Source organism: Bartonella acomydis (assembly GCF_039543025.1).
Classification (GTDB): domain Bacteria; phylum Pseudomonadota; class Alphaproteobacteria; order Rhizobiales; family Rhizobiaceae; genus Bartonella; species Bartonella acomydis.
On sequence record NZ_BAABIY010000092.1, the window covers coordinates 1 to 10162 of the forward strand.

12 protein-coding genes and 2 pseudogenes are annotated in these 10162 nt (G+C 41.2%); 4 read left to right on the plus strand and 10 right to left on the minus strand.

Annotated elements, in window-relative coordinates:
* The 9 genes and pseudogenes from ABD909_RS07400 to ABD909_RS07435 all read right to left on the minus strand — a co-directional run.
* Nucleotides 1-595 (minus strand): antA/AntB antirepressor family protein (locus ABD909_RS07400; protein WP_345097296.1); only part of this gene is annotated, 595 nt, incomplete at its 3' end.
* A gap of 304 nt (nucleotides 596-899) precedes the next feature.
* A pseudogene (locus tag ABD909_RS07405) lies at nucleotides 900-2203 on the minus strand (phage late control D family protein).
* The gene (locus ABD909_RS07410; RefSeq protein ID WP_345097297.1) at nucleotides 2200-2424 is read right to left on the minus strand and encodes a tail protein X; all 225 of its coding nucleotides are present in this window, start codon (nucleotides 2422-2424) and stop codon (nucleotides 2200-2202) included. Before ABD909_RS07410 ends, ABD909_RS07405 begins: the two are co-directional and overlap by 4 nt.
* Nucleotides 2421-2801, minus strand: coding sequence for a phage tail protein (locus ABD909_RS07415; RefSeq protein ID WP_345097298.1), 381 nt, complete (start codon nucleotides 2799-2801; stop codon nucleotides 2421-2423). Before ABD909_RS07415 ends, ABD909_RS07410 begins: the two co-directional genes overlap by 4 nt.
* A gap of 5 nt (nucleotides 2802-2806) precedes the next feature.
* Entirely contained in the window at nucleotides 2807-4930 is a 2124-nt protein-coding gene (locus ABD909_RS07420; RefSeq protein WP_345097299.1) for a phage tail protein, read from the minus strand.
* A complete protein-coding gene (locus ABD909_RS08615) occupies nucleotides 4927-5091 on the minus strand; it encodes a GpE family phage tail protein (protein WP_425547961.1) in 165 nt (54 codons plus the stop codon). Before ABD909_RS08615 ends, ABD909_RS07420 begins: the two co-directional genes overlap by 4 nt.
* Nucleotides 5040-5324 (minus strand): phage tail assembly protein, encoded by a 285-nt coding sequence (locus ABD909_RS07425; RefSeq protein WP_345097300.1) that lies wholly within the window; start codon nucleotides 5322-5324, stop codon nucleotides 5040-5042. Before ABD909_RS07425 ends, ABD909_RS08615 begins: the two co-directional genes overlap by 52 nt.
* A gap of 1 nt (nucleotide 5325) precedes the next feature.
* Nucleotides 5326-5832 carry a phage major tail tube protein gene (locus ABD909_RS07430; RefSeq protein ID WP_345097301.1) on the minus strand — a complete coding sequence of 169 codons (507 nt, stop codon included), beginning with the start codon at nucleotides 5830-5832 and terminating at the stop codon, nucleotides 5326-5328.
* Nucleotides 5832-7061: a phage tail sheath subtilisin-like domain-containing protein gene (locus ABD909_RS07435; protein WP_345097302.1), complete on the minus strand. Its 1230-nt coding sequence runs from the start codon at nucleotides 7059-7061 to the stop codon at nucleotides 5832-5834. The genes ABD909_RS07430 and ABD909_RS07435 overlap by 1 nt, the downstream gene beginning before the upstream one ends.
* 624 nt (nucleotides 7062-7685) lie before the next feature.
* Here ABD909_RS07435 and ABD909_RS07440 point away from each other — a divergent pair.
* From ABD909_RS07440 to ABD909_RS07455, 4 genes are all read left to right on the plus strand, one after another.
* On the plus strand, nucleotides 7686-8420 hold the full coding sequence (locus tag ABD909_RS07440; protein ID WP_345097303.1) for an antA/AntB antirepressor family protein: 735 nt from the start codon (nucleotides 7686-7688) through the stop codon (nucleotides 8418-8420).
* The gene (locus ABD909_RS07445; RefSeq protein WP_345097304.1) at nucleotides 8417-8695 is read left to right on the plus strand and encodes a hypothetical protein; all 279 of its coding nucleotides are present in this window, start codon (nucleotides 8417-8419) and stop codon (nucleotides 8693-8695) included. Before ABD909_RS07440 ends, ABD909_RS07445 begins: the two co-directional genes overlap by 4 nt.
* A 174-nt stretch (nucleotides 8696-8869) precedes the next feature.
* Nucleotides 8870-9121: a type II toxin-antitoxin system Phd/YefM family antitoxin gene (locus ABD909_RS07450; RefSeq protein ID WP_345097305.1), complete on the plus strand. Its 252-nt coding sequence runs from the start codon at nucleotides 8870-8872 to the stop codon at nucleotides 9119-9121.
* Complete coding sequence (locus ABD909_RS07455; protein WP_345097306.1) at nucleotides 9114-9500, plus strand: hypothetical protein; 387 nt, start codon at nucleotides 9114-9116, stop codon at nucleotides 9498-9500. The genes ABD909_RS07450 and ABD909_RS07455 overlap by 8 nt, the downstream gene beginning before the upstream one ends.
* 9 nt (nucleotides 9501-9509) lie before the next feature.
* Here the strand turns inward: ABD909_RS07455 and ABD909_RS07460 are convergent.
* Nucleotides 9510-9818 (minus strand): annotated as a pseudogene (locus ABD909_RS07460) (HigA family addiction module antitoxin).
* Between the last annotated feature and the right edge of the window lie 344 nt (nucleotides 9819-10162).

Here is a 10162-nt window from a genome sequence, read left to right on the forward strand (position 1 = left end):
TGATTTTATCTTGATAGGGTAACAAAGGCGCCCCTGGAGCACGTCGATAGACCCAATCGTGTTTGCGTAAGTAATCAGTTAAATCCTTTGGTTTCACTTCAAGCATCTTTGCTGCTTCAATAAGACCGAACAGCCCATCAGAACGCTTTAAGCCTTCCAAAGCCTCTGCTTTTGGAGTTAATTCTGCAATCACATGATCTTTCTGTTCGATTTGGCTTTGTAGGTGATTTAATACACCAAGTAATGCTTGAGGAGTTGAGTAATCGATTTGTGGTGTTGCTACTTTTTTCAAAAGCCGTTCACATTTGATAAAATATTGACGCGCTTCATGTCCTTTATCATTACGCTCAATCATCGAAAGGTGCTTAGCCATGTCTAATGTAATGTGGTATTCTTTTACTTTTCCACCCCGGTAAAAATTTACCGCAGTTACAAAATCTATATTTTCTCGAAAGTTACATTCTTTAATGCGATTTTTAATCCAATTTCTAAACTCGGATTTTATTTCTAAAAATGTATGCAAGTCACGCGCGTTAACAGTTTGAACAGTTTCCTGATCAATTATTTGTTCCGTAATTTCTATAAGATTGTTCATAAAGAACTCCTAGTTGTTAGATGTTTGTTAATGGCACTCTAAAAGAGTGTCGGGCGCTAACAAACACGGCAACTAGTCCGTCGTTACACTTTCCCCGCAAAGGTATTGTATAGTGTAACCACACCCGACAAATCTCTTTATACGCTATACGCATATAATGAGTCAAAAATTTAAATTTGCGGAGAAAAGATTGTTTCGGCAATCGATCCGCTAGTTGCTTAAGGTGTTTGTTAGGCACCTGATTCGAAAATACACATCGCAGAAATAATGTCAAGAAAATTTCTATAATTTTTGAATACTTTTGCTAATTGATATCTTCTTTATCCATATGGATGACGCCGTCTCCTTCGTCATATGCATTGGGAGGGGCGTTTGGATCAAGGGTATCATCTTTGTCTGGTGTGGTATTGGCTACGTTTTTGGCAGCATCTTCTTGGGTTTTATCAAAAAGTTCGCAGTCTATTTTTGTTGTATAGCCCCCTGTTTTATCAAGTTTATGTTTGACGCTTTTGATGCGCCATTCTGTTGGAATATAGGGGCGGAAAGGGGGCTCTTGAATAAGTTTTGCTTCTGCTTGTACAAAGGATCCCCACCGATGTCGCATGAGAAAGAAGATTTCCCACGCGATGATTTGTTGCGATAAGTAGCAATGGCCGCAACAGCTTCTGATTGATTGTGGTAGGTATATTTGAGTTCATGAAAAGGTTCTTTACCAACCTTTACTTCCTTTTTTTCACCAGTGCGGATATCATGATAGGTGGCAAGTACACCGCCCTTTTTCTTTTCTTCTTGCTCTTGTTTTTCAGAGGATTGTGTTTCTGCTTTAGGTAAATTAGGGGCATCATTTTCATCCATATGGATTACATCTTCACCTTCCTCAATTTCCTCTGGTTCCCTTGCATCAGCGGCGGCTTTTTGGTCATCTCCTGCATCTGTTGCTAAGCCATTGGCACTCCCTGCTTCATCGCGTGCACTGTATTTAAAATCCCAAGAGGTACATTGTTTTTCATGAATGACAATAACGGGCAGTGTTTCACCGGTAATGGCTTTGCCTTCACCCCGTTTGGCAAGGACCAATTTGCCATCAACAGGCTTTGCAACAGCATCATATTCTTCTGCAAGGCGTGTGGCAAAAGCCATATCGCTTTCAGCCGTTTGATCAATGTGACGTACAACAATTTTGGCAAGAGCAGGGTCGACCTTTGCTGTATAGCCATTGCGCTGTGCTATCTCTTGAATGATATTGCCAAGGGTTTGTTGATGATAGGATTGGCTTTTGGGTGTTCGATAAGATGTATTCATGGAGGCAGAGCGCCCTGTAACACTTAAGGTTTGTGGTGGGCTGCTTACAGAGATTTCATCAATCAGATAGGTTCCCATATTGCGGTTTTTACCGCCTTCATAGCCAAGGGTGACAGAAAGGATAGTTCCGATGAGAGGAATATCAAGAAAGCCGTTATCACACTCACGGGCGCGGTCATCAAGTTCTATGGTGATGCGGTCGCTTTTGTCTTCCGCTTCATCGGTAATTTCAATCGATAAGACATAGTCCATGATAGTTCTTGTAATGTCCTCTCCATTTGCCATCACTGTGCAAAAAGGTTTCATGATTGACACCCCCAAATTCTAATGACCGGTGTGGCTTTGGGATAGGGGAGGGTTGGCAAGAGGATTGTGATGCCTGCTTTTAAGATGGGTCCATAGTCTGCAAGACCAAAATTAGCTGCATAGACGCGTTCAACAGCAAGGGCTTGTTGCCCTTTGGCGTAGTATTTCCAGCAAATGGCATCAACCATATCGCCTTCTTTTGTCACGTAAAGATCACTCATAGTTCTTCACCATATTCTCTCAAATTGATGGTAAATTCTTGTTTTTTAGGCGCACCATTTTGATGAAAGAAGCTTTGCTTTTCTTTGACAGAAAGGATAACAAATTTGCCCAAAATCTTGCCTTGACCTGTTACGAGGATATGAGGTCCATCATGTGCCATTTGCCGCAAATATTCCAGTTGTCTATAACCGCCTTTAAAGTCTGGATAGATCACACCGGTGAGAGAAAATTCCGCATTTGCAACAGCTGGTAATTGAAGAGCAGCTTTGTGCCTCAATCGCCCTTGCTCGACCCATGGAATGTTATAGGTCATATCGAGGGCTTGATAGGCTGCTGTTTCAATGGAAAAAATAAAATTCCCTAAAGCTAACATCATGATATTTAATCCGAAAGGCTAGAGGCGATAGCCAAGCGCTGTTGTTTAGCGTGGCGTTCAAGAGCTTGACTGACTGCGGCATGAATGTCTTGTGGAGAGCCATTGCCTCCTGAAATATTTAAGTTTGTAATAGTTATGGGGGCGTTCACTTCTGTTGGTTTATGCACCATAATGGGTTCTGGAACCTTGAAAGATTCAACCTTCACATTTGTCGCCTGCATTTGTCCTGTTTCAACTATGCCTGTATTAAAACCGCTCTTGCCTTTTCCTGATGGAGCATTGGGAACAGTTGCTGTCTCAAGCATTCTTTTTGCTCGTGCGTTGGTTTCATCGGTAAAGGTTTTAATGGTTTGGGTTGAAGTTTTATCAATTGTAGCACTAAATCCCAACTTTTCTCTTATCCAGTTTGGCATCCAACTGGTTAATTTATTTATTTGATTGCTAAACCAATCGGAGAGAGCATTCCATTTGCTTTTAATGCCATCCCACAATCCTCCAATCAGATGGGCACCTGCATCCATGAGATTGACTCCAAACAACCATTCAATCAATGCATTGATTTTTTTGGCAATCCAAGAGAGGGGTGAAAATTTTTTAAAGAGCATAAAGAGGTCGTTGAAAACATTACTGCATAAATTAGCCAAAGAATTCCACAAATTGCGTAAGAAATTCATGACTGTATTCCAATTTTTATAAAGGAGATATCCAGCACCTACAAGGGCTGCAATGCCAGCCATTATCCAGCCAATAGGTGTGGTCATGATTGCGATACCAAGCGATATAAAAGCAGAACCAACAGCGGTTATTGCTGGAATAAGTGAAGCTACAAGACTTACCGCGAGACCGGCAATTGCAGAAGCAGCCGGTGCCATTGCCGAAATGAATGCTACGGTAAGAACTGCTCCAACTGCGGCTAAAGATGCTGCCATCCAGCCATTGAGTTTATGCCAATATTTATAGAGTACAACAAGTGCCGCAATACCACCAATGAGCCAACCGATAGGTGTGGTTAGCATCGTATAGCCAAGGGTAACAAAAGCGGCTCCCACGGCTGCTAATACGGCAATGAGTGGACCAAAAATAAATGAACCAAGGGCTACAAGACCTATCTTAAAGAGGGTTATTTCACCAATCAATGGCTCTAGCCATCGAAACCAGCCTTTAATCCTCTCTGTGAGATCACTGATACCCTTTCTTAAATCAGAGGTAGGATTCAGCAAATCCTTCAAAGTTTGTTTTAAGGTTTTTGCCCAGCTTGCCACGGTTGTTTGAATGAGGTCACGGTTTTCATCAATCAACTTTGAAAACGCATCAATCATATCATTGATCACGGGCATGAAACGCGTGCCAATAAAGCTCGCAATACCGCCTATTTTTTTCTTAAAGGCACCAAGTTTGTCACTTAAATCTGCTGCATAGCGCGCAACATCGGCACCTATCAGCCATTTTCCTTTCCTCGCCTTTGCAAAGAGTTCTTTAATGGGTGCCATGCCTTGTGAAAGCATAGCTGCCATTTCTTTACCATCTCCACCAAACAACAGCGCAGCAATACGCTGCCTTTGTGCTTGATTTTTCATCTTACTCATTTTTTCGGTAATTTCTTCCAACAAAACGGAGTTTGATTTGAGTTTTCCAGAAGCGTTTTTGACAGAAATACCAAGCGCTTCAAACCCCATAATGCCTCTTTGTTGTCCGGCATATGCTTGCGCAGAACGCCTATTTAAGGTTGCCAAGGATTGTTGAAAGAGTTCGGCGGAATATCCTGAATTATCGGCCGCATCACCCCATAATTGAAGTGCCGTAACACTCATGCCTAAATGGTGAGATGCATGATAAAGACTATCACCCATATGCATGGTTTTCATGGTAACGGCGGTTATACTTGCCACAAGACCACCCCCAGCAAACCCTAGGACACCGGTAAAGACTGAAGCACGGCTTGCAGCTACACCAAGAGCACTTTGAACGCCATGAAGGCTTTTTGTCATGTTTTGTACAGCAGCAGAAAAGCGTGGAATACTCAAACTATGGGATAATTTCTTAAAATGCTCTTGTATACGTTTGAGAGGCTTGGTAAGTCGATCTTCAAGAGACAACTTTACCTTTGCATCAGCAACTTTTTCACTCATTTTGTTTTATACCTTTCTGCTGCTTGTTTTCGCCAGAATATGAGTTCTTGCGGTTCCATTTCCATCATCTCTGAAAGAGACCAATGGAACACAATAGCAATATCAGCGATCAGTTTAGCGGCGGTTTCCCAGTCGAGGTTTCCCGCCGTTTGATAAAAGATTCCAAAATCTCTCCAATGTTTGAGAGGTCATTGATATCGAGTTCACTGATCGCCTCATGCGGCCATCCAGAAAGACGTGCAATCATAGCGATTGTTTGCTCTATGCCTTCTTTTTTATCAATGGCTTGCAAATCTTTTGTTTTGGGGCGTTGTAAGGTGATTTCGTTATGTTCTTTTCCTTCAAATGTGATAGGAACAAGCAATTGATGGGTAACTCTTTGTTGTATAGTCATTTTATAATCCTAAAATTTCTCTGTGATCTGCGAGTTGATTGACACCATTGAATTTTCTGATGAGATTGAGGACGTCTATCTCAACGATTTCAACGTCCTTTTGGACATATTTAAAATATTGCAATGTGAATGTCGCTGTAGATGTTGCCTTGCTTCCTGGTTGCCATTCTGCCATTTCAAAACCTTTGCAAAGTCCTCTCATGGTAATGATAACCCCTTCTGCCGGCGTCCCTTGGGCTTGCATTGAACTGCGCAGTGAGATGTCGACATCTGTGCGTCCCAACAGCGCCATTAATTCTGGAGAGCAGTCAGAAATGGTCATGGTAAGGGAAAGGGTTTCAAGACCAAGATCAACCTCAATGGCGCTATCAATGCCGCCGCCGCGATAACTTTCAACGACCAAATTCAAGTTCGGGAGGGTGACGCTTTCACACTTTGCTTGATAGGGAATACCATCGACAAAAATGTTAAAATATTTCAAAACTCTTGGTAAAACGGGGACAGTCATTAAAAGATCTCCTCTAGGTAATCATTGATGATTTGTGAACGGAAAGTGATGTGTTCTGCGGGTGTTGTTGGTGTGAATTCCACATTGAAATAGACTCTGCCGTCTCCAATAGCACTTGCTGTATTAAGCTCTGGATCTGGTGTGCAGCGTCCTCCAAGAATGGCACCTTGCGCTTTTAAATCACGCAAATAAGCATTGACGCTTTCACTCACATCATTCAGATAGGTCTTTTTAATATTGCGGTCGACTGCCCATAGATGTCCGCGTAAAATGGCATCATTAATCATATCGGCAGTGCGTACCACGGATAAAAAGGCAAATTTTGTGTCGCTTGAAAGGGTGCGATTGCCCCAGAGGCGATAGCCGTTTTCACGGATGATGGTGGTGATGTTTTGTTCATTGAGAAGATTAGCGCGACTTGCACGATCACCAATGGAAAAATCAATTGGGCGCGCAGTTCCTACAATTCCATTGATTACTTTATTGGAAGGGGAATGCCAAAAACCATGTGCAAAATCATTTTTAGCAATGACCCCAGCAACCGCTGCACTTGCTGGCTCTTCTAAGATCTTGCCATTGCGATTCACTTTGACAAATGGATCAATGAGAAGGGCGCGTTTTGAATCAAAATCCTTTGCTGCGCTAAGGGCTGCTTCATCTGTCGTGTTGGGGGCATCAATTACCACAATCGCACGCAAACGCTCGGCAATGCCAATCAGCTCTGCCGCAACAGGGTTAGAGGTTGTACTGATCTCAGTTTTGGCACTATCGCTCGTTCCATCAGTGGTTACACTGGAAGGGCGTTGATGGGTAAAGCCTGGCGCAATCAGAATACGTGGTGTTTGTCCCACAACAGATTGTGCTCCAATGAAAGCATGAACACCTTCATAGGCACCATGTTCGTTCACACCGCCTAGAATATTGCTGAGTGTTGCTTCTTCATTGTCTCCTTCTTTTACACGGATAACAACAACAATTGCTCCCACTTGCTTGAAAATCAGATCAAGGGCATTGGGTAAAGTACCGCGTCGTTTGCCTGTTTTATCCAGTTTTGCCGCTTGTGAAAGAGAGCCTGCGACCAAAACCGGTGTGTTAAGAGGAAAGGCTTGTTCATCTGCATCGGGTGCTGTGCCGATAATTCCGATAACGCCAGACTGAACTGCACGAAGGGGGCGTGTGCCGTCATCAACCTCGACGACTTCAACACCGTGTAGAAAACCTATTGCCATTTTATGCTCCTTTAAAATAGTGGCGAATGAAATGAATGTGAAAAAATGAGAGGCAAAAGCCGCTCGTGCGAAAAGCTTGACAAAATATTTAAAACCGTTAGATTCATACAAAGGTGCTTGAAAAACACCTTAAAACAACAAGCGGATTGGTTGCCGAAATAACTGATCTTCTGCAAACTAAAAGCTTTGACTCATTGTGTGCTGTACGCATATAATAATGTTGTCGGGTGTAGTTACGCTATACAATACCCTTCTGGGGAAAGCATAACGACGGGCTTGTTGCCGTGTTTTTCAGCACCCGGCACTCAGAAACAAAATTAGCAAAATTATTAAAAGATTATAGAAAGATGCTTGACATTATTCCTGCGATGTGTATTTTCGAATCAGGTGCCTAAGAAACACCTTGATAGTAAGCGGGTTGGTTGCCGAAATAACTAATCTTCCGCAAATTTAAAAACTTTGACTCATTATATGTACGTAGCATATAGTGTCTTGTCGGGTGTAGTTACGCTATACAATACCCTTCTGGGGAAAGCATAACGACGGACTATTGGCCGTGTTTCTTAGCACCCGGCACTCTTTTTAGAGTGTCATTAAGAAACCTCTAACCAATAGGAGTTCATCATGAACACTCTTATAGAAATTACGGAACAAACTGTTGGACAAGAAACTGTTCAAACAGTGAATGCGCGTGAATTGCATGCGTTTTTGGAAATTACATCAAAGTTTGCAGACTGGATTAAAAATCGCATTAAAGAATGTAACTTTCAGGAAAATATAGACTTTATAGGTTTTTCTAAAAATTTAGAAAAAGGTGGTCGCCCAAGCATAGAATACTATCTCACATTAGATATGGCTAAGCACCTTTCGATGATCGAGCGTAATGATAAAGGACATGAAGCACGTCAATACTTTATCAAATGTGAAAAGCTTTTGAAAAAAGTAGCAACACCGCAGATCGATTATTCGACTCCTCAAGCATTACTTGGCGTCTTGAATCACTTACAAAGCCAAATCGAACAAAAAGATCATGTTATCGCAAAATTAGCTCCAAAAGCAGAAGCTTTAGAAGGCTTAAAACGCTCTGTTGGTTTGTTTGGTCTTATTGAAGCAGCAAAGATGCTTGAAGTGAGACCAAAGGATTTAACTGATTACTTACGCAAACACGATTGGGTCTATCGACGGGCTCCAGGGGCGCCACTGTTGCCTTATCAAGATAAAATCAAGAAAGGCTTTATGGATTGCCCTGCGATTACTATTCAAAGACCCGATGGTACAGAAAAGGTCCTCCCTTCAACAAAAATCACCTCCAGAGGATTGGCATGTTTGAGAGAGCAAATCCACGGAGGTGTGCAATGAATACCAGTATCGACTTTTTATGTGATTTGTGGATGGCATTGTATCAGTTTTCTGATCGTGATGATATTGAAGATAAGGCTTTTAATACTCTCATTGAAACCATGGATGCGATAGAAAAAGCTTTAATTTTTAAGCTTCAAGATGAAACCCCAAATGCACTGAAAATTTTGGCAATGATTACAAATTTTGGAACTTTAAGACCACCTCCGATTATAGAGTCTTTGTTAAAATCTTACGAACCCAATTTAGACAATCCCATTAAAAAGGTTGCTTAATTAAAAAACATAACCTCTCTTCCCTGCTTTTAGGTGGGGAAGGGTTGAGTAGATTCCCTTAAAGAAGCTTATTCCAATTACAAAAGAATGCTTTTCCTCCAGTACGTTGTAAAACATCTTTACATAATACATATTATACGTACAATACGTATTATCTATTAAAGGGCTGTACTGATGAAAAAATATAGTTTTACAGATGTAAATCGCGGGGCAGGTGATATTTTAGACGAAGCGATGTCAACGCCTGTTGCTTTAACGAAGCGAGGGCGTGAAAAGATTATTATGCTTCCCGTTGATTTATATCATGAATTAATAAAAGCGCGCTCTCACGCACAATCTTTTTCTTATGCAGATGCACCTCAAAATATATTAGATGATTTAGATCGTGGTTTAGATGACATTTTAAATAGTGATGAACATGTTTAAAGCAGGGGATGTTGTTCGATATTACTATTTATGGCACGAACAAGCACAAAAAGGTGAACATTCAGGGCGGAAATTTCGTCCTTCGTGTGTTATGGTCAAAACTGAAAAGCATCTTTTTTTATTTCCTATCACTTCTCAAGAACCTCATAGTTTGCAGTATAGTTTAAAAGTCCCTGAGATAGAATGTCAGCGTGCGGGTTTGCAAAAGCAATCTTGGGTACGTGTTGATGAATTTAATGTTGTTTCTTGCGAATCTTTGTTTGATTTTGAAGATTTGAAGCCACAAGGGCGTTTTAGTCTTGCTTTCATGCGTAAATTTGCACTTAAAATCAAAGAAGTTAAAGCAATAAAACCACTTGGGAAAGTTTCTAGAGATTAAGTCACAAAGTCAAACAGCGTGGAGTGTCAGAACTTTGCTAACATCTGTTTCATGTTTCGTATGCCAAGCATCATAATTAGCTTGCATACGTAACCATATGGCAGCTCCATCACCAAACATTTTGCCAAGACAAGCCGAAAGAGAAGGGGAGATAGGCTTTTTTGCATTCAGGATATCATAAAGATGTTGGCGTGATATACCGAGCATCTGTGCAATTTCTGAATTTGTTTTACCAGTTTCAGAAATAATTTCTGCTAAAACTTCTCCTGGATGAGTAGGACAACGGTTTTTATCTCTTTATGCAGGAATGTCATTCATAATTGTATCCTTTCTTAATAAAGCGAATACGAAGTTTAAATTCTATTGCCATTTTGCTCTCCAAATCAATGAAGAGACCATAACAATCAATAGCACTGCCTCATAAGACTGACAGTGTCAGACAAAAAGCCCTTTAAAAAGGCTTTGAAAAAGTTCTAAAAGGATTTTGAAGATCATACAAACCTTTAAGCTTTTATACAACAAGCTTTCCTATAATTTAGCTTATTTACCTTTTTTGTGGCTCCCCTATAGGTGGCTCTACGATTGCGTCTTGCTCTGCTGATTGTGTAGATGCAAATTGTTCTTTGTTTTCATCCACCACGGGAGGAGAGAAGACTCCGTCC

What these genes read in the sequence shown, in the direction of transcription:
- ABD909_RS07415 (WP_345097298.1), bottom strand. Translation starts at nt 2,801, where the DNA reads ATGATGTTAGCTTTAGGGAATTTTATTTTTTCCATTGAAACAGCAGCC.
- ABD909_RS07420 (WP_345097299.1), bottom strand. Translation starts at nt 4,930, where the DNA reads ATGAGTGAAAAAGTTGCTGATGCAAAGGTAAAGTTGTCTCTTGAAGAT.
- ABD909_RS07425 (WP_345097300.1), bottom strand. Translation starts at nt 5,324, where the DNA reads ATGACTATACAACAAAGAGTTACCCATCAATTGCTTGTTCCTATCACA.
- ABD909_RS07410 (WP_345097297.1), bottom strand. Translation starts at nt 2,424, where the DNA reads ATGAGTGATCTTTACGTGACAAAAGAAGGCGATATGGTTGATGCCATT.
- ABD909_RS07440 (WP_345097303.1), top strand. Translation starts at nt 7,686, where the DNA reads ATGAACACTCTTATAGAAATTACGGAACAAACTGTTGGACAAGAAACT.
- ABD909_RS07445 (WP_345097304.1), top strand. Translation starts at nt 8,417, where the DNA reads ATGAATACCAGTATCGACTTTTTATGTGATTTGTGGATGGCATTGTAT.
- ABD909_RS07435 (WP_345097302.1), bottom strand. Translation starts at nt 7,061, where the DNA reads ATGGCAATAGGTTTTCTACACGGTGTTGAAGTCGTCGAGGTTGATGAC.
- ABD909_RS07430 (WP_345097301.1), bottom strand. Translation starts at nt 5,832, where the DNA reads ATGACTGTCCCCGTTTTACCAAGAGTTTTGAAATATTTTAACATTTTT.
- ABD909_RS07450 (WP_345097305.1), top strand. Translation starts at nt 8,870, where the DNA reads ATGAAAAAATATAGTTTTACAGATGTAAATCGCGGGGCAGGTGATATT.
- ABD909_RS07455 (WP_345097306.1), top strand. Translation starts at nt 9,114, where the DNA reads ATGTTTAAAGCAGGGGATGTTGTTCGATATTACTATTTATGGCACGAA.